Origin of the sequence: Nocardiopsis sp. LOL_012 (genome assembly GCF_048060475.1) — a bacterium.
In the GTDB taxonomy this organism is placed as follows: Bacteria; Actinomycetota; Actinomycetes; order Streptosporangiales; family Streptosporangiaceae; genus Nocardiopsis.
The window spans coordinates 105,638-127,963 of record NZ_JBHMIV010000006.1 but is presented as its reverse complement, the minus strand read 5'-3'; the positions used below and the strand labels follow the sequence as shown (position 1 = coordinate 127,963).

Annotated in this window: 23 protein-coding genes, 1 tRNA gene and 1 pseudogene; 10 read left to right on the top strand and 15 right to left on the bottom strand. The window is 69.9% G+C overall.

All coding sequences use genetic code 11. The features are described 5' to 3' along the window. Positions 1-33: 33 nt before the first annotated feature. The gene (gene dtd / locus ACFHWE_RS05935) at positions 34-459 is read left to right on the top strand and encodes a D-aminoacyl-tRNA deacylase (protein WP_416599583.1); all 426 of its coding nucleotides are present in this window, start codon (positions 34-36) and stop codon (positions 457-459) included. An 80-nt stretch (positions 460-539) separates the two neighbouring features. Here the strand turns inward: dtd and ACFHWE_RS05930 are convergent, their stop codons facing one another. Then, positions 540-1,241 (bottom strand): response regulator, encoded by a 702-nt coding sequence (locus ACFHWE_RS05930; protein WP_416599582.1) that lies wholly within the window; start codon positions 1,239-1,241, stop codon positions 540-542. Beyond that, positions 1,238-2,431: a sensor histidine kinase gene (locus ACFHWE_RS05925; protein ID WP_416599581.1), complete on the bottom strand. Its 1,194-nt coding sequence runs from the start codon at positions 2,429-2,431 to the stop codon at positions 1,238-1,240. Before ACFHWE_RS05925 ends, ACFHWE_RS05930 begins: the two co-directional genes overlap by 4 nt. Positions 2,432-2,555: 124 nt before the next feature. On the opposite strand from ACFHWE_RS05925, the gene phoU reads away from it, so the two are divergent. From phoU to ispF, 3 genes are all read left to right on the top strand, one after another. Next, on the top strand, positions 2,556-3,218 hold the full coding sequence (phoU, locus tag ACFHWE_RS05920) for a phosphate signaling complex protein PhoU (protein ID WP_416599580.1): 663 nt from the start codon (positions 2,556-2,558) through the stop codon (positions 3,216-3,218). Positions 3,219-3,511: 293 nt separating this feature from the next. Beyond that, positions 3,512-3,994: a CarD family transcriptional regulator gene (locus ACFHWE_RS05915; RefSeq protein ID WP_028649972.1), complete on the top strand. Its 483-nt coding sequence runs from the start codon at positions 3,512-3,514 to the stop codon at positions 3,992-3,994. A gap of 34 nt (positions 3,995-4,028) precedes the next feature. Continuing rightward, entirely contained in the window at positions 4,029-4,499 is a 471-nt protein-coding gene (ispF, locus tag ACFHWE_RS05910) for a 2-C-methyl-D-erythritol 2,4-cyclodiphosphate synthase (protein ID WP_416599579.1), read from the top strand. An 80-nt stretch (positions 4,500-4,579) separates the two neighbouring features. Here the strand turns inward: ispF and ACFHWE_RS05905 are convergent, their stop codons facing one another. Beyond that, the gene (locus ACFHWE_RS05905) at positions 4,580-6,232 is read right to left on the bottom strand and encodes a hypothetical protein (protein WP_416599578.1); all 1,653 of its coding nucleotides are present in this window, start codon (positions 6,230-6,232) and stop codon (positions 4,580-4,582) included. Between the two features lie 293 nt (positions 6,233-6,525). Here ACFHWE_RS05905 and cysS point away from each other — a divergent pair, with 293 nt between their 5' ends. The 3 genes from cysS (at position 6,526) to ACFHWE_RS05890 (ending at position 9,149) form a co-directional block, all read left to right on the top strand. Beyond that, complete coding sequence (gene cysS / locus ACFHWE_RS05900; protein ID WP_416599577.1) at positions 6,526-7,923, top strand: cysteine--tRNA ligase; 1,398 nt, start codon at positions 6,526-6,528, stop codon at positions 7,921-7,923. 131 nt (positions 7,924-8,054) lie between these two features. Continuing rightward, on the top strand, positions 8,055-9,011 hold the full coding sequence (gene rlmB / locus ACFHWE_RS05895; protein WP_416599576.1) for a 23S rRNA (guanosine(2251)-2'-O)-methyltransferase RlmB: 957 nt from the start codon (positions 8,055-8,057) through the stop codon (positions 9,009-9,011). Positions 9,012-9,076: 65 nt separating this feature from the next. Further along, positions 9,077-9,149: transfer RNA gene (locus tag ACFHWE_RS05890), tRNA-Thr, on the top strand. A gap of 92 nt (positions 9,150-9,241) precedes the next feature. Here the strand turns inward: ACFHWE_RS05890 and ACFHWE_RS05885 are convergent. The 3 genes from ACFHWE_RS05885 to ACFHWE_RS05875 all read right to left on the bottom strand — a co-directional run bounded on the left by ACFHWE_RS05885 (position 9,242) and on the right by ACFHWE_RS05875 (position 12,544). Further along, positions 9,242-10,426, bottom strand: a complete 1,185-nt coding sequence (locus tag ACFHWE_RS05885) for a tyrosine-type recombinase/integrase (protein ID WP_416599575.1) — start codon at positions 10,424-10,426, stop codon at positions 9,242-9,244. After that, positions 10,426-11,862 carry a replication initiator gene (locus tag ACFHWE_RS05880; protein ID WP_416599574.1) on the bottom strand — a complete coding sequence of 479 codons (1,437 nt, stop codon included), beginning with the start codon at positions 11,860-11,862 and terminating at the stop codon, positions 10,426-10,428. The genes ACFHWE_RS05885 and ACFHWE_RS05880 overlap by 1 nt, the downstream gene beginning before the upstream one ends. A gap of 163 nt (positions 11,863-12,025) precedes the next feature. Beyond that, the gene (locus ACFHWE_RS05875) at positions 12,026-12,544 is read right to left on the bottom strand and encodes a hypothetical protein (protein ID WP_416599573.1); all 519 of its coding nucleotides are present in this window, start codon (positions 12,542-12,544) and stop codon (positions 12,026-12,028) included. Positions 12,545-12,763: 219 nt separating this feature from the next. Here ACFHWE_RS05875 and ACFHWE_RS05870 point away from each other — a divergent pair, with 219 nt between their 5' ends. The 3 genes from ACFHWE_RS05870 (at position 12,764) to ACFHWE_RS05860 (ending at position 16,667) form a co-directional block, all read left to right on the top strand. Next, entirely contained in the window at positions 12,764-13,663 is a 900-nt protein-coding gene (locus ACFHWE_RS05870; protein ID WP_416599572.1) for a helix-turn-helix domain-containing protein, read from the top strand. Positions 13,664-15,021: 1,358 nt separating this feature from the next. Beyond that, positions 15,022-15,675, top strand: a complete 654-nt coding sequence (locus tag ACFHWE_RS05865) for a hypothetical protein (RefSeq protein ID WP_416599571.1) — start codon at positions 15,022-15,024, stop codon at positions 15,673-15,675. 197 nt (positions 15,676-15,872) lie between these two features. After that, positions 15,873-16,667 carry an AfsR/SARP family transcriptional regulator gene (locus tag ACFHWE_RS05860; protein WP_416599570.1) on the top strand — a complete coding sequence of 265 codons (795 nt, stop codon included), beginning with the start codon at positions 15,873-15,875 and terminating at the stop codon, positions 16,665-16,667. Here the strand turns inward: ACFHWE_RS05860 and ACFHWE_RS05855 are convergent. From ACFHWE_RS05855 to ACFHWE_RS05815, 9 genes and pseudogenes are all read right to left on the bottom strand, one after another. Next, a complete protein-coding gene (locus ACFHWE_RS05855; RefSeq protein ID WP_416599569.1) occupies positions 16,615-17,160 on the bottom strand; it encodes a S26 family signal peptidase in 546 nt (181 codons plus the stop codon). The genes ACFHWE_RS05860 and ACFHWE_RS05855 overlap by 53 nt on opposite strands. Then, positions 17,157-19,058, bottom strand: a complete 1,902-nt coding sequence (locus ACFHWE_RS05850; protein ID WP_416599568.1) for an ABC transporter ATP-binding protein — start codon at positions 19,056-19,058, stop codon at positions 17,157-17,159. Before ACFHWE_RS05850 ends, ACFHWE_RS05855 begins: the two co-directional genes overlap by 4 nt. Continuing rightward, positions 19,051-19,605, bottom strand: a complete 555-nt coding sequence (locus ACFHWE_RS05845; RefSeq protein WP_416599647.1) for a TlpA disulfide reductase family protein — start codon at positions 19,603-19,605, stop codon at positions 19,051-19,053. Before ACFHWE_RS05845 ends, ACFHWE_RS05850 begins: the two co-directional genes overlap by 8 nt. Positions 19,606-19,810: 205 nt before the next feature. Continuing rightward, positions 19,811-20,158: pseudogene (locus tag ACFHWE_RS05840) on the bottom strand (MauE/DoxX family redox-associated membrane protein); the annotation flags it as partial. A 51-nt stretch (positions 20,159-20,209) separates the two neighbouring features. Next, positions 20,210-20,374 (bottom strand): hypothetical protein, encoded by a 165-nt coding sequence (locus ACFHWE_RS05835; protein WP_416599567.1) that lies wholly within the window; start codon positions 20,372-20,374, stop codon positions 20,210-20,212. 260 nt (positions 20,375-20,634) lie between these two features. Then, positions 20,635-20,799, bottom strand: coding sequence for a hypothetical protein (locus ACFHWE_RS05830; protein WP_416599566.1), 165 nt, complete (start codon positions 20,797-20,799; stop codon positions 20,635-20,637). A gap of 40 nt (positions 20,800-20,839) precedes the next feature. Beyond that, positions 20,840-21,028 (bottom strand): hypothetical protein, encoded by a 189-nt coding sequence (locus ACFHWE_RS05825; protein ID WP_416599565.1) that lies wholly within the window; start codon positions 21,026-21,028, stop codon positions 20,840-20,842. A gap of 376 nt (positions 21,029-21,404) precedes the next feature. Next, entirely contained in the window at positions 21,405-21,575 is a 171-nt protein-coding gene (locus tag ACFHWE_RS05820) for a hypothetical protein (RefSeq protein ID WP_416599564.1), read from the bottom strand. Between the two features lie 461 nt (positions 21,576-22,036). After that, positions 22,037-22,237 (bottom strand): hypothetical protein, encoded by a 201-nt coding sequence (locus tag ACFHWE_RS05815; protein WP_416599563.1) that lies wholly within the window; start codon positions 22,235-22,237, stop codon positions 22,037-22,039. Positions 22,238-22,326: the final 89 nt, after the last annotated feature.

Genomic DNA, 22,326 nt, shown 5'->3' with positions numbered 1-22,326 from the left:
AGCCGCGGTGGCGGCGGTCTACGAGGGGGGAACATGCGCGCGGTCGTGCAACGTGTGTCGCACGCGTCGGTGACGGTGGACGGCGAGGTGGTCGGGCGGATCACGGAGCCCGGACTGATGGCTCTGGTGGGGGCCACCCACACCGACACCGAGGAGCAGGCGCGCAAGGTCGCCAGGAAGCTGTGGGCCCTGCGGATCCTGGAGGACGAGAACTCCTGCTCGGACACCGGAGCGCCCCTGCTCGTCGTCAGCCAGTTCACGCTCTACGGCGACGCGCGCAAGGGCCGCCGCCCCACGTGGCAGGCGGCCGCGCCGGGTCGGGTCGCCGAGCCGCTCGTCGACACCGTCGTCGAGGAGTTGCGCGGGCTCGGCGCCCGGGTGGAGACCGGGGTGTTCGGGGCGCGTATGTCGGTGGCGCTCACCAACGAGGGGCCCTTCACCGTCCTGGTCGAGGTGTGACGGGTGCCGACGGCCGTTTCAGGGGGCGCCGACGCCCGCCACGGAGACCTCGGGTGCGGGGAGCGGGGACGGGGTAGCACTCACCCCACGTCGACGGTCACCGGCTCGAACTTGTAGCCGAGGCCGCGCACCGTGACGATGTACTGGGGGTGGCCGGGGTCCTCCTCGATCTTCGCGCGCAGCCGCTTGACGTGCACGTCGAGGGTCTTGGTGTCACCGACGTAGTCGGCGCCCCACACCCGGTCGATGAGCTGCATCCGGGTGAGCACCCGCCCGGCGTTGCGCAGGAGCACCTCCAGCAGTTCGAACTCCTTCAGAGGCAACTGGACGTTGTCGCCGCGCACGGTCACCACGTGCCGCTCCACGTCCATGCGGACGGGACCGGCCTCCAGGGCGGCGGGCAGGACGGGCTCCTCGATCTCCACACGGCGGCGCAGCACGGCGCGGATGCGGGCGACCAGTTCGCGGGAGGAGAAGGGCTTGGTCACGTAGTCGTCGGCGCCGAGCTCCAGACCGACGACCTTGTCGATCTCGGAGTCCTTGGCGGTGAGCATGATGACGGGGACGTTGGACTTCTGGCGCAGCGTCCGGCACACCTCGGTGCCGGGCAGGCCGGGCAGCATCAGGTCCAGCAGGACCAGGTCGGCGCCGGTGCGGTCGAAGGTCTCCAGGGCGACGGTCCCGGTGGGGGCCACCGCGACCTCGAACCCTTCCTTGCGCAGCATGTACGAGAGGGCGTCGCTGTAGGATTCCTCGTCCTCGACAACGAGTACGCGCGTCACTGTGCCGCCTCCTGACGGTCGGTGTTACCGGGGGCCTTGGCCTCCCGGTTCTCAGGCCGGGGCAGACGCAGAGTGAACGTCGACCCGGACCCCTCCTTGCTCCACACGGTCACTTCTCCACGGTGATGGGTCATGATGTGTTTGACGATCGCCAGGCCGAGACCGGTACCGCCGGTGGCCCGGCTCCGAGCGGCGTCCACACGGTAGAACCGCTCGAAGATCCTCCCCAGGTCCTGCTGGGGGATGCCGATGCCCTGATCGGCGACGCTGATGTCCACGCCGGACTTGGACTCCGCCACCGAGACGGCCACCCGCGTGTTCTTGGGACTGTAGGCCACGGCGTTGGAGACGAGGTTGCGCAGGGCGGTCTCCAGCATCGTCTCGTCGCCCAGGATGGTGATGCCCTTCGCCCCGCTGCCGACCAGCTCGATCCCCTTGGCGTCGGCGGGCATGCGCACCGCGTCCAGGGCCTCGTCCACGACGCTTCCGAGGTCGACGCGGGTGGGTTCGCTGATCGGCTCGGCGCCCTGGATGCGGGAGAGCGTGATGAGGTCCTGGATGACCGCCGTCAGACGCGAGGCCTCCTGCTGCATGCGGTCGGTGAAGCGGCGGACGGCCTCGGGATCGTCACTGGAGTCTTGTACCGTTTCCGCCAGCAGTGCCAGCGCGCCCACGGGTGTCTTCAGCTCGTGTGAGATGTTCGCCACGAAGTCGCGGCGGACCGCCTCCACCCTGTGGTGCTCGGTCTGGTCCTCGGCCAGCACCAGCACCAGCCCGGTCCCGCCCAGCGGGGCCACCCGGACGGCGAAGGAGGTGGCGTCGGGGCCGAACTTGCGGACCGCCACCTCGATGTCGGTCTCGCGGATGACCCCGTCGCGGCGCACCTGCCGTGCCAGGGCCAGGAGTTCGCCGATCACCAGCTCCTCGCCCCGGACGATACCGAAGGCACGTGCCGCCGACGAGGCGCGCAGCACGCGGTCGGTGGAGTCGAGGACGACGGCGGAGGAGGGGAGGGCGGACAGGACCTCGGCGATACCGGCCGGGAGCGTGGTCCCGTCGCGGCGCTCGGGCGCCGGGGGGCGGCGCTGAGTACCGCTGGTACGAAAGAAATGACCGGCGAGGACGCCGATGACGACGCCCGTCACGAGTCCGACTATGCCGGTCACGGCGGTGAGAAGTTCCCCTTGCACGATTCGATCGTAAACGGCAGGACTGGTTCTTTACCCGGTCGGGGGCTTGGTCCCAACCGAGCTTCTCGGATCGTTCACCGAATCTTGGCCGACTCTTCAACGAAGCACTGGGAGCATTGACGATATGCGCGATACCTACCACGAGGATCTCGACAGCCTGGGCGAACGCCTCGTCGAGATGACGCGACTGGCTCGGCATGCCGTCGCGCGCGCCACCACCGCGCTGCTGGACAGCGACCTGACCGCGGCCCAGGAGGTGATCTCCGGTGACGAGGAGATCAACCGTCTGGACCAGGAGATCGAGGACGCGGCCTTCCGCCTGATGGCCAGACAGCAGCCGGTCGCCTCCGACCTGAGAACGGTCATCACGTCGCTGTACATGCGCGGCGACCTCGAACGCATGGGCGACCACGCCGTCCACCTCGCCAAGATCGCCCGGCGGCGCCACCCGGACTCGGCCATCCCCAAGCCGCTCCGCTCGATCGTGCTGGAGATGGGGCACCAGGCGGAACTGCTGGTGACCAAGGCCGGCGAGGTGATCGCCGACCGCGACCCGGACACGGCGCTGGAGTTGGAGCACGACGACGACCGCATGGACCGGCTGCGCCGCAAGCTGCTGGAGCGCATTCTCAGCCCGAAGTGGGAGTACGGGGTGGAGGCCACCATGGACGCCACTCTGGTCGGCCGCTTCTACGAGCGGTTCGGTGACCACGCGGTGCACGTCGCCAACAACCTCGTCTACATGGTGACCGGTGAGAAGCGGGAGGACTACGAACCGGATATGTGAGACCGGGTGCCATCTCGTGTCCAAAACGTGATCTTCCTCGCTTTGAAGGTCCGCGGCGGCTCTGGAGGGGGCGTCGGGCCCCCTTCCGGAGCCGCCGGGCGAGGCCGGTGCTTACGCTGGCCAGCAAGGGATTCGGAGTCGGGTGCCGCCGTGGCCGGGCCCGGCGAGAGTGCTCGGGTACACTTTGTCAAGCCCCGAAAAGTAGTCCTTGACCTGCGTCTTCGCAAAGCTAATAGGTACGTTAAGTCACAGATTCATGGTATCCTCGTGGTAGCGGAAGGGGTACCTGTCACATGGCTTTCAAGGTCGGCGACACTGTTGTCTACCCCCATCATGGGGCTGCTCGTATTGACGCGATCGAAACTCGCACCATCAAAGGCGAGGAAAGAAGCTATCTCGTTCTGAAGGTCGACAAGGGCGATCTGACGGTTCGTGTGCCGGCTGAGAACGCCGAGGATGTCGGTGTTCGCGACGTTGTGGGACAGGAGGGCCTGGACAAGGTCTTCGAGGTCCTGCGCGCGCCGCACACCGAGGAGCCCACCAACTGGTCCAGGCGCTACAAGGCCAACCTGGAGAAACTGGCGTCCGGCGACGTCAACAAGGTCGCGGAGGTCGTCCGGGACCTGTGGCGCCGGGACAAGGAGCGTGGCCTGTCCGCAGGGGAGAAGCGGATGCTGGCCAAGGCCCGACAGATCCTCGTCAGTGAACTCGCCCTCGCGGAAAAGACCAACGAGGACAAGGCTGAGGCCCTCCTCGACGAGGTTCTCACGAACTGACATCGGCTGAAGAATCTCCTCGTTCATGAAGAATATGCCTCGGGTGGGCGTCGGAACCGACGTCCATCCGTTTTCTCCTGGAAGAACACTTTTTCTCGCCGGTTTGGAATGGCCGGGAGAAGACGGTGTCAGTGGCCATTCCGATGGTGATGTGGCCGCCCACGCCGCTTGCGACGCACTGCTTTCAGCGTGCGGGCTGGGCGATCTCGGATCCAACTTCGGAACCTCCGATCCTCGCTGGAAGGGCGCGTCCGGCTCCGCCCTGCTGGCCGAGACCGTCGCGCGCGTGCACGCGGCCGGGTTCGGGATCGGCAACATAGCCATCCAGATCATCAGCAACCGCCCCAGGTTCGCGCCCCGCCGCGACGAGGCGGAGAAGACGCTCTCCGAGGTCGTGGGGGCACCGGTGAGCGTCTCGGCCACCACCACCGACGGTCTGGGCCTGACCGGCCGCGGCGAGGGCATCGCCGCCGTCGCCACGGCCCTCTGCGCGCCTGTGGACTGACCTGGCCCGCCCCGCCGCGCGGGCCGCGCGGTCAACCGGTCCGGCGTATCCCGCCCGCGGCGGGGGCCGCCCCGCGTGGCTCAGAGCTCGTCCGCGTCGGGGCGCAGGGGGCCGCTGCGCATCCGCCGCGACGGCGGTACCGGGGTGAGGTCGATCGGCCCCCTGCGCGGCTTGAGCGCCATCGGCCGCTTCTCCAGCGGCGGACGGCTTCCAGCGGGCTCGGCGGACGCGGCCGGGCCGCCGTCGGGGGACGGTTCGGCGGGGAGCGGCTCCGCCTCGGGTACCGGCTCGGCGTCCTCCTCGAAGGTGTCCACCGGCTCGGGCTCCGTAGCCCGTCCGTCCGGCTCCGGAGCCGTAGGAGGGATACCGAAGGCGGCCCGAACCGACGGCCCGGTGTCGTGGTTGAGTGCGGGGAACGTCTCGGAGGGCCCGTCGGGCACGCCCTCCGGCGCCTCCCAGACCGGGGCCCCCTCGGCGGCGGGGGCTTCCGGAGCCTCGGGCGGGGTCCACACCGGCGGCTCGTAGTCGGTGGGCGGGCCGTGGCGGTCTGCGGGCGGCTCCCACAGAACCCGCTCCTCCTCGATGGGCTCTTCCTCGGCGGGCTCCGTCGGCGCGGGCGGTGTTGTGTCCTCCACCGGCCGGGGGCGGGCCGGGGGCACCCGGACGGGTTCGGGCTCGGCTCCGGCCCCGGGGCTCTCGGCGGCGGGCCCGTCAGTGCGGGGGGTGGAATCCGTACCGGAAGGTCCCGCCGCACTCGGCGCGGCGGTCGGCGGCTCGCCCTCGTCGGAGACCGGGTCTCCGGGCAGGGCCTCGTGGACGAACCCCTCGTCGGAGGGCTCCGGGCCGCCGCCCTCCACCGGGCGCTCCGGCTCCGGGCCGGTGGGGCGGGCCGCCGTGGACACGGCCGGGGGGCGCTCCGCGGCCCGCTTGATCGGGTTGCCCGCGGCCTGGGGGCGCCGGGGCAGCGCGGGGGTGGACACATCCGCCTCCGGTGACTCGTGGCCCTGGTCCCCGGTCTCGCGGGGGCCGGTGTCCGGGCCGTCCTCCGGGGACCGCTCACCCGGTTCGGGGGCGGGCCGGGCGGGTGCCGGGAAGCGCTCGGTGTCGGCCTCGGGCAGCGCGGCGGCGAAGTTCGGCGGGAGGTCCTGTTCGGCATCTCCGTGGTCGGCGGCCTCCCGCGGCCACTCCGGCTCCTCCTCCGCACGGCCGTGCAGCACGGTGGCCCGGTCCGTGGCGGGCAGGTCCCGTGGGACGGCCGACCTGCGGGCACGACGCATGTGGGACCGGACCGTCATCCACAGCAGGAAGGCGATGAGCAGCGCGGCCAGTGGAGCGACCGCCACGATGACGTCGGCGACCCCCTGGTGCACCGACTCCACGAGCCCCAGCCTGTCGAGAGCCATGGCGGCGCCGGCCACCAGGATGAGGAAGAGGATCAGGGCGTCGACCCACAGGCGGTCCCGGGGATGGTCCTGGCGGACGACGTAGCTCACCCCGAACGCCATCAGCAGCAGCAGGGCGTGGGTGAGGGGGAACACGTGGGCCACGGCGCCGTCCCCGTGCCCGCCGTAGCGCACGAAGGCGTAGATGCCGTTGTAGGAGACGACGAGGTCGCACACGGTGATGAGGACGGCGAACAGCACACCGACGGCGAGGGCACCGGATCCCGCGCCGTGGCCTGCGAGCCGACCGTTCCGTGCCCCGGTCCCGGGGGCTTTGTCGTAAGGGGCCATCGTCTCCGCAGCGTAGTCGAGAAGGCCCGTTCGGCACGAGGTTCCGGAGGATTGTCGGATGCCTCCGGGAGGTGCGGAAAGCCGGCCTTCCCCGGTGAGGGGCCGAAAGGCGTGGAACGGGGCCGGGCGGCGGAGGGGAACGGTTCCGGGAAGGGGGCGGAAGGCCGTGGCAGGCACCCGGATACGGCTCAGCACATATGCGTCCTGCGGACTGTCCGGGACCGGAGAACACGTACCGAAGTCCAAGGGAATCAGGGGCCTCACCGAAGGCGGAACCGGCTACGCTTGACGGCGTGAGTCTGCGCTTCTATGACACCAGTGCCCGGCAGGTCCGAGACTTCGTCCCGCTTCGCGAGGGATGTGCCTCCCTGTACCTGTGTGGTGCCACGGTGCAGGCCCCTCCGCACATCGGCCACATCCGCTCCGGCGTCAACTTCGACATCCTGCGGCGCTGGCTCACCTACCTGGGCTACGACGTCACCTTCTGCCGCAACGTCACCGACATCGACGACAAGATCATCAACGTCGCCGCCGCCGAGGGCGTGCCGTGGTGGCAGGTCAGCGAGCGCAACCAGCGGGAGTTCACGCGGGCCTACGACATCCTGGGCTGCCTGCCGCCGACCGTCGAACCCAGGGCCACCGGGCACGTGCCCGAGATGATCGAGCTCATCCGGCGCCTCATCGACGCGGGCCACGCCTACGCGGCCGGGGACGGCTCCGGAGACGTCTACTTCGACGTGGCCTCCTACCGGGCCTACGGAGAGCTGTCCAACCAGCGCCCCGACCAGGTGGAGGAGTCCGCCGACCAGGCGCGCGACAAGCGCGACCCCCGCGACTTCGCCCTGTGGAAGGGCGCCAAGCCCGGCGAGCCCAGTTGGGAGACGCCGTGGGGCCGAGGGCGCCCCGGCTGGCACCTGGAGTGCTCGGCGATGGCCACCAAGTACCTCGGCCCGAGCTTCGACATCCACGGCGGCGGCCTGGACCTGGTGTTCCCCCACCACGAGAACGAGGTGGCGCAGTCGCACGCCGCCGGCGACGGGTTCGCGGGGTACTGGCTGCACAACGGGATGCTCAAGGTCGGCGGCGAGAAGATGGCCAAGTCGCTGGGCAACTCCATGCGCATCCCGCAGATGGTCGAGAAGGTCCGCCCGGTGGAGCTGCGCTACTACCTCGGACAGGCGCACTACCGCTCCACGATCGACTACTCCGAGGCCGCGCTCCAGGAGGCCGCCGTCGCCTACCAGCGGATCGAGGGCTTCCTGACCCGCTCCGCCGAGGCGCTGGGCGAGGTGGCCCCGGCGGAGCGGGTGCCGGCGGAGTTCGCCGCCGCCCTCGACGACGACCTCGGCGTCCCCCAGGCGCTCGCCGTCGTGCACGGGCACGTGCGCGAGGGCAACACGGCCCTGACGGCGGAGGGCACGGAGAAGGCCGCCGAACTGGCCGCCGAGCTCCGCACCATGCTGGGGGTCCTCGGACTGGACCCGCTCGGCGCTCCGTGGGCGGGCGGGGGCGACCACGGGCTGCGCGAGGTGGTCGACGCCCTGGTGTCGGTGGCCCTGGAGCAGCGCCAGGCGGCGCGCGGGCGCAAGGACTACGCGGCGGCCGACGCCATCCGAGACCGGCTCACCGAGGCGGGGATCGTGGTGGAGGACACCCCGCAGGGCCCCCGCTGGGACCTCAAACGCGGCTGACACGGGCCCGGGCGGTGCGCGGACGGCACTAGGCTGGAGGTTTGCCACCGCCCGCGAGGCCAGGTGGCCGATCTCCACCGGCCGGACGCGACGCGCTTCCGGCATGCTCGCGACAACGGGAGGCGGCGGACATGCCGGCGAAGAAGAGCAAGAAGGGCCCGACCAAGGGCAGCGGCGGCAAGGGGCGGCGCTCGCTCCAGGGCAAGAGCGGCACCCTGCCCGCCCAGGAACGGCACTGGTACGAGGGCAAGCAGCGCGCCCGGGCGGCCAAGCGCACCCCCGCCGGGGGCGGCGCGGCACCGGCGCGCACCGAGCGGCGCAGGGCCGACTCCGACCTCCTGGTCGGGCGCAACCCGGTCGTCGAGGCGCTGCGCGCGGGCATGCCCGCCACCCGCCTGTTCATCGCCAACAGCCTGGACCCGGACGACCGGGTGACCGAGGCGGCGCGCCTCGCCGGGGACCGCGGTGTCGAACTCCTGGAGGTGACCCGGTCCGAACTGGACCGCCGCTGCGACAGCAACGGCCAGCCCGACGCCGCCCACCAGGGTGTGGCCCTCCAGGTGCGGCCCTACCGGTACTGGCTGCCCGAGGACCTGCTGGACCGGGCGCGGGCCTCGGAGACCCAGCCGCTGATCGTGGTCCTGGACGGCGTCACCGACCCGCACAACCTGGGCGCGATCGCGCGATCGGCCGCCGCCTTCGACGCGCACGGCATCGTCATCCCCGAGCGCCGCTCGGCGGGCGTGAACATGACCGCGTGGAAGACCTCCGCCGGAACCCTGGCGCGGCTGCCGGTCGCCCAGGCCACCAACCTGACCCGCGCACTGGAGGGCTTCAAGAAGGCGGGGCTGTTCGTCGTCGGCCTGGACGCCGAGGGCGACACGTCCCTGCCCGGCCTGGACCTGGCCACGGGGCCGCTGGTGGTCGTGGTGGGCTCCGAGGGCAGGGGGCTCTCGCGACTGGTCCGGGAGACCTGTGACCTGGTCGTGAGCATCCCGATCGGCGGGGCGGAGTCGCTGAACGCCTCGGTCGCCGCCGGGGTGTCGCTGTACGAGGTGGCCCGGCGCCGCCGGTCCGCGACCGAGTAGGCCTACGGACACCGGAACCGGTACCATGCGGGTGGACGGCTCGGGACCTTTGGCCCTGGGCGCCCGCCAGCGTAGCTCAATCGGCAGAGCAATCGCCTTGTAAGCGATAGGTTAGGGGTTCAAGTCCCCTCGCTGGCTCCCTTGCACAGGAGAACAGCAGGTCAGCGCACGAACAGAACGGCCACCGGGGAAGTCCCCAGGTGGCCGTTGCACATACCGTGCACATCCGCTCAGGCAGCAGACCTTTCGTCTTCCTTCGCCAGGTGTTCCGCCCTCTTGGCACCGAGCGCGTCCGCGACCTCATCGAGCCGGTCCGGCCACAGATGGCCGTAGGTGTCCAAGGTGATGCTGGGTTTGCGATGTCCAAGCATGGTCTGAACGACGTAGACGTCCGCTCCGGCGGCGATCGCGAGAGACGCGGCAGTGTGCCGTAGCTTGTGAGGTGTCAGCTTACGATCTTCCAGCCCTGCTTCCTTCACCGCCTTCTTGAACGCCCGGGGCCGCCAGTTGCGCAGCCAGATCGGACCGCCCCGGGGAGCGGTGAACACCAATGCCTCAGCCGATCGGCCTTCCACCAGTGCCCGCAGCTCTGGCACGAGGAAGGACGGCACCGGAACCGCACGAGTCTCGCCCTTCTTGGGCGCTCCCATAGTCAGCTTGCCCTTGTTGTCCTTGTAGGCCTGCTTGATCTGGGCCCGACGAGTAACCAGGTCCAGGTTTCCCACGGTCAGGGCTGAGGCTTCCGACCACCGGACTCCGGTGTAGGCCAGGAAGCGAATCAGCGTCGCATCCTCCCTTGCAGCCAGGGCCAGCCGTTCAACCTCCACATGTGACAGGTAGACGTGGCTACGCGGGGGGAGCTTGGGGAGCGGAACGCCACGCGCGGGGTTCTCCCCGATCTTCTTGGTCTTCACCGCCCAGTCCATGACGGACAGCAGGACCAGATGGACACCGCGAATCGTTGCCGCACCGAGCGGCTTACGGCCACTTCGCACACCGGAAGTACCTTGCAGCTCCAGCACCCAGGTTGTCACGTCTTCGTATGTCACCGCAGCCACGGGCGTCTTCCCCCACCGGGGAAGGACATGGTTGTCCAGGTGGTCCCGATACAGGTCACGCGATCCCTGTTCCAGGTCAGTCTTGGACTTGAGCCACGCGTCAGCGACCGCGCCGACCAGCACCTTGCCCGCAGCAGGATCACGGTAGTTGCCTGCGGCTAGCTGGTTCTCGATCTCGGTCTCGAAAGCTTCGGCCTGACCTTTCCTCGCGAAGATCCTGGCTTTCGGCTTGCCCGCAGGGTCGTACCAGCGGACCTGCCAGCGGCCGGGAGGTTTGCGCTTGTCCTTCTTAGCCTTGGCCAGAGCGTCACGGTAAGCCCGGTCGTTCTGCCGGTCGTAGATCCACACCCGAGCCATCAGGCGGCCTCTTCCAGCTCTGCGAGCTGTTCGCGTCCCACACGGCGGCTGTACACCCGGCTGCGGTGGTGGGACTCGGCCAGCCAACGGTCAACGGGGTGCGCGTAGCCTTGTCCGGCATAGGAGAACGAGCCGACCACGAGCGTGGTCTCCTCAGCGGTTTCGGGCAGGTCGCCGAGCAGTTCGTCATGACCGGCCGCGCGTGCCTGCCCCGCCCGGAAATCCCGCCTCACCCGCCGCAGCTCCCCGAGGGTGGTGGAGTAGCGGCGCGACTTGGTGGAGAAGTGACCCCGAAACCCCAGGGTGTGCGCCCACCGGTCCAGCTTGCGCTCCTCCAGGCCGGGGACCTCGGACAGACGCCAGCAAGCATGGATGAGCCGTCGCTGGTGGTCGGTCAACCCCAGGTGGCCCAACGGGGCACCGGCGAACACGCGCCGGTCCAGGGTGCCGTCATCGGTGGTGGACTTGGTGGCGTACTTGGCGATGTAGGCGGCCACCGCCTCCTCACCCAGAGCGCCGGAGGTGAACGCACCCGAAGTGATCGAGTGGACATCGACCTGTGCACCCCAGGACAGGAACCGAACGCCGCTGTCGGCCTCGACCGGGACCACTACGGCCGCAGCCGCCGACCTGATCGCGGCGGTGAGCAGCCCTGTCGTGGCCCACACGGGCGGATGCTCCACCACAGTGTCAGGGCGTTTGGCGTCCAGGCGGACCACGGCGTGGAAGTGCACCAGCCCCCGGGCCTGGAACTCGGCGACCTTGGCGTAGGACACCCGCACGGTGTCGTTGAACTCGCTACGCCCGATCCCGGCGGCGTCGGCCAGGTGGCGGCGCAGGTAGACCGTGAAGCGGCTCCACAGGTCCCCGGCGTGGTTGTTCCACAGCACGTGCCCGTCGTAGTCGTAGCCCTGCGCGTCCAGCGGTTGGCCGATGAGCGGGTCATCTGCGGTGTGGCGGCGGTAGCAGGCCGCACCCGAGCGGCGGGGGTGGCACACCACCGAGCGCCCGGAGGCGTCCGGCCCCCGGTGGACGGGGCCGAAGGAGGGGGCGGTCAGGGTGGCGAACACCCGGGGGTGCGAGCGCACCGCTTGGGGGACGCCCTTGTCCCCGCCGACCAGGCCGGAGCGGATGAGGTGGAAGGTGTCGCCCCGGTAGGTGTCGGCGCAGGCCGCACAGCGCGAGGCGCGGCGGTTGCCGCAGGCCACCGCGAGCGCTTGGCCGGGCTGTCCGGTGGTGGACCACAGCGGGGTGCTGGCCCCGGTGTGCGGGTCTACGGCCGAGAGGTGTCCGCGCAGGCGCAGGGGTTGGGAGCAGCCCCCGGTGCGCTTGATGGTGGCCAGGACGTCATCGAGGGCGCCGGAGGCCAGGCGCTGGCTGATCTGCTCGGTGGAGGGTGCGCGACGGGGCTGCGCAGCGTCGCCGGGGTGGGGCATGATGGGAAGCGCCTTTCGTTCCTTGCACTCGCGTGTTGGGTGTGTTGGGTAGGTGAAGCCCCGGCCCGGGTGGTGTGTGGAAGCAGCCCCGGGCAGGGAGCGTTTCGCGGCCCCCGCGCAGCGACGGTTCTTGGTCGGATCAGGCGCTGTGCGGGGGGCGGGTCTACAGGAAGTCGTCGCCCCACTCGTGGTCGGGGGCCGGGGCGGTGCGGTGCATCTGCCATCCGGTGTCGGCGCACGTGGTGCACTCGACCGCCCAGGGGACGCGGGCGTTCTGCGCGCCGTGGCAGGGCGAGACCGGATCGGTCGGGCAGTCGCGGCAGGGCCCCCAGTACTGGCGCACGGTCTGCTGGGCGGTGGTCACGTCGCGGTGGAAGCAGGGGGTGCCGTAGGCGCTGCGGGTGTAGCGGTCGAAGTCCCAACCGCGGTGGCGTCCGTTCATACCGGTGCAGGAGGGGCACAGCTTCCACTGTCCCTTGCGGCCCTTCTCGGGCAGGCAGCCCCGGCCCTCGCACTGGTCGCACAGCTCTTCGGGGGACAGGAAGGCGACCGGGGCGGGCACGGGCAGGCTCGCGAAGTCGCCAGCGGTGAGGGCTCCCTCGACCCTGGCGAAGTAGCCCGAGCGGGTGGGCAGGGAAGCAGGGGCTGAAGTAGCAACGAGGACCATGAGTACCTCTCTCATGAAGACGTTGGAGCAGCGCCAGCGCACTGCCTAAGGTCATGCCTTATACGTTAGAAGTTACGCTTCTAATCTGTCAAGTCTGCCACTGGCGAAACCCGTTTGCCCTGATAGCCTGGCCTTCAGGAGTCGGTGCCATCTCACGACAGCGAGGTCGAAGCCCGTGCAGGCGAACGGTTCTGTCCTCAAGAGCACTGACTTCAGACGTGAAAGTGTTAAGCCATGACCAAGGTTGAGACGAAGGACGAACGCCAGCGACGCCTCCGCGCCGCCGGTACCTGGCTGCGCGAGCAACGAGAAGCTCGCGGGTGGAGCGGAAGCGATCTAGCCCGACGCCTTGACCTGAACCAGGTCCGGGTCTCGGCCTATGAACGGGGACAGTATGAGGTCCCCAACGCGGTTGCCGAAGGCATCGCAACCGCCCTAGACCTGCCAGTGGTCGAAGTGCGTCAACAGCTCGGGCTATGGGTTCCGGACGATGCTGACCTAGAAGACCTTCGTCGTCACGCTGACCCAACTCGACTCGCTGATGACGTTCTCCTAGGGGAGCTTGTCCGGCGTTACCAACGACGTACTGATCGTGAGATCGTTAATGTCTACCCCTATCGCTCCAGCGTTCCTGGGGAATTGTGGGACAGGCTTATACACGACGCTCGCTCTGAGATCTCTCTTGGGGGCTACACCAACTACTTCTTCTGGACTGAACGCCCTGGGTTCAATGAACTCTTGCGGGCTAAGGCCGAGGCGGGAGTCCGGGTTCGAATACTCGTTGGCGATCCTGAGCACGAGGTAACTCTACGTCGGGAAGAGATCGAATCAGCTGCCCTGTCCGTCAGTACACGCATTCACATTACCCTTGATGAACTGGCAAAACTTGGCCCAGTCCCAGGCGTCGAGGTTCGCCTTTCAGATCAGAACGCCGAAGCACACGTGTCGCGCTCGATATTCAGGTTTGACCAAGAAGAGCTTGTCTGTGAACACATAGCAGAACGTTTGGGGCACGGGAGTCTGACGTTCCACATGCAGAAGATGCAGGACAACGGACCGTTCAGTCAGTACGCAACGCACTTCGAGCATCTATGGGATGGCGGGCACCTTTGGACGCCTCCTGGGGCCGAGTAACCAACTCTTCGCCCTGAGTCCCGTGTGCTCGGTGATATGGCTGTTGAAGGTTTCCTTACTTCCTCAAGCCCGCACCTGGCGGTGCGGGAGGCCGCAGCGGGGTCGGTGTCGTTCGGACTTTAGGCACCTCTCCGGAGCGGGTCCCTCCTGAACCACCGCCAGGGGGCCGGAGGAGCAAAACCCGGGGTGAGGGGCCGGAGCCCCTCCCCATTGGCGGGCCAGCGTAATGGCCCCCTGGCGGTGGTTCAGCCCGCACCGGACAGGACACCGCCCAAACTCCGCCCGCCACCTCACGCAGGCGGTGAAGGTGCAGGAGGGCGCGGGGCGGGGGTGAGGGGAGCCGCGGAAAGGGGTGGGCTGGTGTGGGGGCCTGGTTCCTTTGCTGGTTCGACCCGGGCGGGTCGAAGCGCGAAACGGACGAGGCCGGGCCGGAGGGAGGGGACGCGGGAACGGGGACGCAGGGGCCGGCGGGGTGTTCACAGGGGGCGGGCACGTGGACCGGGGCACGGAGAGCGCGGGTGTCGCGGGGCACGGACCCACCGGGGGTTCTCTCCGGCGGATCAGTGCAAGCCGTTGTGGTGTACCGAGCAACCAGGGTGCGCGGAGCGCGGTTGCTGGCCACCCTGAAGGGGTGTCCGGCGGTAGGCGCGCCTTCGGGCGCGCTCGCCAGCGTTCCGCGCGGCGCGCCCGGGCGCGCCCCGCCGAGCCCGAGGAGATCGGGCACGGCGTTCGTCCAGGGGTCGAACCAGGGGCAACAAGAGTCCAGAGGCCAAAGGGGTGGACTGGACCGACAAGGCGGCGGTGCCGGAGCGGCCGGTCTCCAGAGAACCGGGCCGGAGCAGTGAGCGCGGGACACCGGGGGAAGGGCCTCACCGGGGCGCGGAAGGCAGAGAAGGGAAGAGAGGGGAGGGAGGAGCAGAGAGGCGGAGAGGGCACACGAAGCAGGGAGGGCGGCGTGCACATTCAGTGCACACGGCGCAAGGAGAGACCGTGAAACAGCAAGAATCAACGAGATCTGTTCTCGCAGTTCAGGGCTGGTTTCCCTCCGTTCTCTGAGGTCATGAGCGAACCATGAAGGTAACGATAGGTTAGGGGTTCAAGTCCCCTCGCTGGCTCCCTTGCACAGGAGAACAGCAGGTCAGAGCAGTTGACGGACGGCCGCACCGGGAGCACCGGGGCGGCCGTCTCGCGTCGGGTCGGCTCTGCCGTGCACGGCTCCGGCGGCCCGTCCGCGCCGTCTTCTTCCTCGGCATACGCGGTGAAGACACCCTCTTGGGCCCGAAACTCCACGTTCGTGTAACCCTGTGGGGGCAGTGTGACGCGGTGGAACGTCGGAGCGAGAAACGGGGCAGGGGCGCATGGGGCACACGCGGACGAGGCTGGTCGGCCTGCTCGTCGCCGTATGGATCGTGGTCCCCGTGCTCCTGGCCGTGCTGCGGTGGCCGGACTACTGGGAGTGGATCGCTCCCGAGCGCACCCCGATGACGTGGGCGCAGAGCGTCGTGCTCATGCTCGCCGGAGCGGGCTGCCTGCTGACGGCGCTGGTCGCGGGCCGGGCCGGGGAGCGGGCCGGGATCTGGTCGCTGCTGGGCGCGGGCCTGCTCGCGCTGGGCACCGACGAGCGCTTCGCCTTCCACGAGAGCCTGGGGGACGACCTCTTCGGGTCGGACGGCGACAGCGTGCCCTTCCTGCCCTGGGTGGCCCCGGGCGACTTCCTGCTCTTCGTCCTGGCCGCCGTCGGCCTGCTGCTGCTCGTCTGGGTGTGGTGGGCGGTGCGCGCGGACGGCGCGGCCACCGTCGCGCTGGCGGTCGGGGTCGTCCTCTCGGCCGGGGCGGTGGGGATGGAGCTCATCGACTCCAGTACCTGGAGCACGGCCGCCGACCGGGTGCACGGTTCGGTGCAGGAGGTCGTCGAACTGGCGGGCGGCCTGGCGCTGCTGGCCATGGTGGCGCTGCGCCTGCTCGGCATGCTCGACGCCCACCTGCCCGGCGCGGAGGAGGAGGGGGAGTAGGGCCAGACCGGCCCCGTGTACGGCGGGGAGAGTGGGCGCGGAAGGTGAGGGAACGACCACGTTATGGCTGTTGACGGCCGAAATGACTCAGAGGTAAAGTTCTTGGGAGCGCTCCCAGAACTGTCCGGAACCCCCTTGCGCCGCCGTCCGCCGATATGATTCGAGGTCTGCTCGCGCGCCCGACCCTGGAAGGTCCTATGGGGCTACTCTTCGGCCTGCTCGGTCCCGTCCGCCTCCTCGACGATCCCGTCGCCCCCTCGCCCGGCACCCCCAAACTCTGCGCCCTCCTGACGGCTCTCGCGCTCCAGCCCAACCAGGCGGTCCCCCTCGACCGCCTCACCGCCGCACTGTGGGAGAAGTCGCCGCCCGCGTCCGCGATCGCCAACCTGCGCACCTACGCCAACCAGCTCCGCAAGCGCCTGCCCCCCGCTCACTGCACCGTCGACCGGGCGCGGCTGGTGGCCAGCCCGCCCGGCTACATGCTGCGGGTGTGCCCCCGCGAACTCGACGTGCTCGCCTTCACCGACCTCCACCGCCGCGGTCGGCGCGCCCTGCACGAAGGCGACTCCGAGGAGGCCGTCTCCCTGCTGTCCGCCGGCCTGAACCTGTGGCGGGGGTCGGCGGCCGAGGACGTGCCGCGACTGCCCGTCCTCGCCCCGAGGCTGGACGCGCTCAACGAACAGCGGTGGAGCGCCGCCGAGGACCTCGCCCGTGCCCGGCTCGACCTGGGTTCGGACCCCGACCTCGTCAGCGACCTGCGCACCCTCGTGGCGGAGCATCCGCTCCGCGAGCGCCTGTGGCACGCCCTCATGCTCGCCCTCTACCGGTCCAACGAGGCCTCCGCCGCCCTGGACGCCTACCGCTCGGCCCGGCGGACCCTGATCCAGCAGCTCGGGGTGGAGCCCGGACCGGACCTGGCCCGCCTGCACGCCGCCATCCTCAACCGCGATCCCGGTCTTCGGGGGCCGCGGGAGAAGACCGGTCTGCTCTAGCGGCTACCGAGGGGGAGGGGCCCGGAACCGGTGCGGTGGGCCGGAGCGCCAGGCGTCTGCGGACGACCCCGAGCACCTGGTCGTCCGGGACCGGCCCCCACACACGCGAATCCGTGCTGCAGCCGGTGTTGTCGCCCAGTACGACCAGGTGCCCGGGGGGGACGGTTCCGTCGGGGCATCCGGGCACCCCGTCAGGGACGGGACCACCCGGTAGGGCCGCCACCCGCTTGACCACCCAGGGCGCCGCGGCGCCCAGGAGTTCGTCCAGGTGGGCCAGGACGCGGGGATCGGGCTGGCCGAGGACGGCGACGTCGCCCACCCGTAGCCGCCGCGCGGGAACCCGTCGTACGAGGACCCGCTCGCCGTGGTGGAAGGTGGGTTCCATGCTCTGGCCCACCACCTCCACGGCGACCAGGGTCCGGTTGAGCCACAGCAGCAGGGCGGCCGGGACCGCCACCGCGATCCCGGCCGCCACGAGTACCGACAGTGTCATCGCTGTTCTACCTCCTGCGCGGGTTCGGTCCCGGGTTGGTAGCCGCGGGCCTGGAGCCCGAACAGGTGGGCGTAGAGCCCGTCCGCGGCGATGAGCTCCTCGTGGGTGCCGGTCTCGGCCACGCCGCCCTCGTCCAGGACCGCGATCCGCTCGGCCTCGCGCACAGTACCGAGCCGGTGCGAGATGAGCAGGCTGGTGCGCCCCCGGCGGTGCTCGCGTAGTCCGGTGTGGATCTCGTGCTCGGCCTCGGCGTCCAGCCCGGAACTGGGCTCGTCCAGGATCAGCAGGTCGCGGCTCCCGCGCAGGTAGGCACGGGCCAGGGCCAGGCGCTGCCACTGCCCGCCCGAGAGCGGGACGCCGTTCTGTTTGCCGTCCTGCTCGTCGTCGGAGCCGGGCATGTCGAAGAACATGCGCGAGAGCAGGGTGTCGTAGCCGCGCGGCAGGTCGGCGACGATCGGGTGGGCCCCGGCGCGCTGGGCGGCGGCGCGGATCAGATCCCGGCGCTCCCCCGATCCGTTCTCGGTGAGGATGTCGACGTCGCCCAGGCCGATGTTCTCGGCGGCGGTCAGGTCGTATTCCATGTAGTCCTGGAAGACCGCGCCGATCCGGTGGCGCAGCAGGGCGGGGTCCATGTCCCGCAGGTCCACCCCGTCCCACAGGATCGCTCCGCGGTCGGGATCGTACATCCGGCACAGCAGTTTGACCAGGGTGCTCTTGCCCGCGCCGTTGCGGCCCACTAGTCCCAGCGACCCGCCGTGCGGGATGTGCAGGTTGACATCGCGCAGGGCCCAGGGGTGCTCGGGCGAGTAGCGGAACCACACCCCGCGCAGCTCGATGCCGCGGCGCAGTGCGGGGACCGGCACCGGGTCCGCGCGCACGGCGAGGTCGGGCTCGGCGCGGGTGACCTTGAGGTAGTGGTCGAACATCAGCAGTTGGTTGTGGGCCAGGCCCACCTCGCGTACCAGTTGGCCCAGGGCGTTCTGCACACCGGCCACGGCTGAGATGAACAGGCTGAGGTCGCCGACCGTCAGTCGGCCGTCGACCGCCGCGAGGACCGCCCACACCAGGCCGCCGCCGGCGATGAGGGCCGAGAGCAGGCCCAGCAGGCCTTGGGCGGACAGCTCGCGCTGGTCCATGCGGCGCCGCTGGGTGTTGGCCTCCACGCGTTCGCGGCCCATCCGCTCGCGCAGGTAGGGGCCGACCCCGAACAGGCGCAGCTCCTTGGCGGACTGGACGCTGGAGAGCAGTTCGCGGAAGAAGAACTCGCGCCGCTCCACCGGTCCGATCCGCCACATCATCGCGGCGCGCGCCTTGGACAGCCGCAACTCCACGAAGAGGGTGGGGATGCCGGCGGCCAGGACGACCAGTGCCATGAGCGGACTGATCACCAGCAGCGATCCCAGGAAGCCGCCGATGGTCACGATGCCGCTGATCAGGGAGAAGACGGCCGATACCACCTGGCTCGGGGTCTCGCCGCCCGACTGCTGGGCCAGGCGCAGACGGTCCAGGAACGCCGGGTTCTCGAAGCGGGCCAGTCCGGTGAAGCGTTCGGCGGCCCGGAACAGACGGTCCTGGGAGTGCAGCCCGACCCGGCGGGTGATCTCGCTCTGGATGTACTGGGAGGCGAACGGTGCCAGCGCGGTGACCAGGCCGGCGGCTGCAAGCCCCAGCCCCAGGACGAGGACCCGTCCGGGGTCGATGTCGGCGGTGATGAGGTCGAGGATCAGTTTGGTGAGCCAGGCCACGACCACCGGCGCGGTGCCCTGGAGCAGGGTGAGCAGGCCCAGGGTGATCAGCAGGTGCGGACCGGTGTGCCAGGTCAGGGCCAGGGCGGCGCCCGCGCCACGCAGGGAGGCACGGACACCGCCGGAGAACCGCTCTTCGGTGGAGTCAGACACCGGTCAGGGCCTCCAGGGCCTCGACGCTGTAGCCGCTGGCCAGGACCCGCCCGGTCGCGTCGATACGGGCCATGGCGGGGAAGCCGTTCACGCCGAACGCCGGTGCCGTGGTGCCGCCGTGCTCCTCCTGGACCACCCGGGCCACGGGGGTGAGCCTGGCGATCTCGTCGGCGGCCTCCTCCGCTCCGCCCACGACGACGGCCAGGACGCGGTCGCGGCCGCCGGGGTAGGAACCGGCCAGGTCGGTGAACAGGGGAAGCTGTTCGGCGCAGGCGGAGCAGCCGGGGGAGAAGACGCCGACGAGGGTCTCCCCCTCCAGGGCATCACGGCTCACCGTCGTTCCGTCCGTCGTCTCGGCGGAGAAGTCCGCGACCTCCTCACCGGCCGGGAGCATGATCTGGCCGGGAAGGACCGGGACGGCGGAGCGCAGTTGCTCGATGGTCTCGGTGTGCTCCTTCAGGCGCCGGATCACGCCGACGGTGAGCAGGATGTTGAGTAGGCACAGGGCGCCGACCAGGGCGCACAGAACGGTGAGGAACACGGTCATGTGGGATGGCACTCCTCGGTGAGAGAGGGGAGAATAGGGCCGCGATGTCGTCGAGCAGGACGATGACCAGCCCTCCGAAGGCACCGGCGGCGGCGCAGGCCGCGGCGGCCCCGGGTTCGGGGAGGGGGAGGGAGGCGAGGGCGGACGCGAGCCCGGCCACGGCGGCGGTGAGCAGGGTGAGGTTGCGGACCAGGTGCAGGGGGCGCAGTGGTGTGTCCGAGGCTCCGAAACAGCGGCAGGCGACGTGCTGGCCGCCGCGTAGGACCCTGGCCACGGCGACGGTGAACGCCGTGAGCAGGACCGCGGCGGCGGCCAGGCCCGCCCAGGCCAGGGCGGGGACGAGGAGGAGAAGCGCCGTCCCCGCCTCGGCCGCCACGAGAAGGGCCGCCAGGCGGCGGGTGGCGGGCGGGTTGCGGACCGCCCACCGGGGGGCCAGCCGACGCACGGCGGACACGAAGCCGTCGAACGCCGCGCGGCCGCGCATCTTGCTGACGGCGGACACGCAGAACACGAGGGCCAGGAGGACCTGGCACGCGACCTGGACGTGGGACATCGGCGGGCACCCCCGGTGGACGGGCCCCGAGCAGGGCTGCTCAGGGACGGATCAGCAGAGCCTCCAGTTGCCGCACGTGATCGGGGTGCTGCCAGGCGGGTCGCAGCAGTACTGGCAGGCGGGGCCGGAGTACCTGTACCAGCAGTAGGGGTTGGCGCGGGCCTGGGTCTCGGGGACGATGAGGCTGAGGAGCCTGTCGCTCAAAGAGCCGAACATGGGATTCCTTTCCTGACCACGTGTCCGTGGTCGTGGCTGAACCGCCGGTTGGTGTGGCGGCCATCACTGAAGCTAGTGACCGCTGCTACATGTGGGATACATGTGCGATACAAGCGCTGGCTGTGGCGGGTGTTTCCCAGGAGCAGGATGGGAAGCATGACCGTTTTTCAGACGCGCACCGGCCCTCGTCGGGCCGGTGCGGTCGGCTGGTCGCGACCAGCCGGTTCAAGGCCCCGGGGCCACGACCGCACGAAGGGGGCTCAGCAGGCCGACCAGTTGCCGCACGAGAAGGTGGAGCTGATGCAGCAGGTCCGGCGGACGACGCGCCCGTCGTGGCTGGTGCGCTCCGTGTAGCAGAATCCGGCTGTGGCCTGGGCCTTGGGGACGACGCGGGCGAGCAGGCGGTCGCTCAGGGATGCGAGCATGGGATGCTTCCTTCTTCTCTTCGGCCGCGCTGGTGGAGTGTCAGCAGGGCTTGTAGGTCCCGCAGGAGACGCCGTAGGTGGATCCGGGCGGGTCGCAGCAGTAGCGGCGGTAGCAGGGGGAGCTGATGGGCAGGTACTCGTACCAGCAGTAGGGGCTGGCCGAGGCCCTGGCCCCGGGTACGACACGGCTGAGGAGCCGGTCGCCCAGAGAACCGATGCGCTCGAACACGGTGTTCCCTTCCGGGCCGCGGGATCGGGGGACCGCGACCGTTACCGAAACTAGGCAGGATGCCTACAGACCGCATACAAATGCGATACAACGGCTGGTCACCGCGTGATTACGGGCCCCGGTCCATTCGAACCGGGCCAGCGGGCCCACACGTCGGCCGTCAGGCGGCGCCGGCGTGCGCCGTGGGAGCGGTACACGAGCAGGCGATCGGCCCGGTGCTCCCGAACATGGCGGCCCTTGCGGCCCCACACCCCGGAGCGCGCGGAAGGCGCCCCGGCCTTCGGTTCCGGATGGGGGTCCGATCCCCGTGTCCGTGAATTCCGGAGCGCCTTCCCGGCCTTGCCGAGCGGGTTCGGCTCACCCGGCGGGCGCGGGCCTACCTCCCGCAGGCACTGCACTGCATGGTGGCGCCGTATCCGGGGACGCGGGTGATGCAGCACCACTTGTACGTGGTGCGGCTGCAGTCGACGATCCAGCAGTTGGCGGCGCTGGCCTGGGCCTTGGGAACGATGCGGGCGAGCAGACGGTCACTCAGGGAGGTGATCATGGGCGGACTCCTCATTCTCTGTGTTCGTAGCGGGTGCCAGTAGGGCTTCAAGCTCGAACACCGGCCCCCGACGTACCCGCCGATGTCACAACGGGGCCGGTCGGGCCAGCGGTGGTGTCCCGAAACCATCGCCTGCCATGGCGGACACCACCGACGCTAGGGAGCGCGCCTACATGCGCGATACATTTGAGATACAAGTGCTGTTCGTGGTTGGTGTTACCGGTGTCGCTAAATGTCTGTTTCTGAAGCCGGGTCGCTTCGCGCCGCACCACCGGGGCCGGTCGAGTGCGGAGGGTACGAAACCGTCGGGAACCTGCCGGGACGAAGTGGGCCTATTCTCCGAAACGCGCGGAAGGCGCCCCGGCCTTCGGTTCCGGATGGGGGTCCGATCCCCGCATCCCTGAATTTCAGAGCGCCTTCCCAGGCTTGCCGAGCAGCCTCAGATCATCCGGTGGACGGAGTCACCTGCTCCTGCAGGGCATGCAGTACATGAAGCTGTAGGGAATTCTGCTGCCGGGCAGGATGGTGGTGGTGTAGCAGCACCGCTGGATGTGGGTGCGGCTGCAGTCTGTGTACCAGCAATTGGTGGTGGTGCCGACGGCGCCGGCCCGGGCCTTGGGGACGATGCGGGCGAGCAGGCGGTCGCTCAGGGATGCGAGCATGGATGTTTCCCTTTCCGGCCGCGGGATCGGGGGGACCGCGACCGTTACCGAAACTAGGCAGGATGCCTACAGGCCGCATACGAATGAGA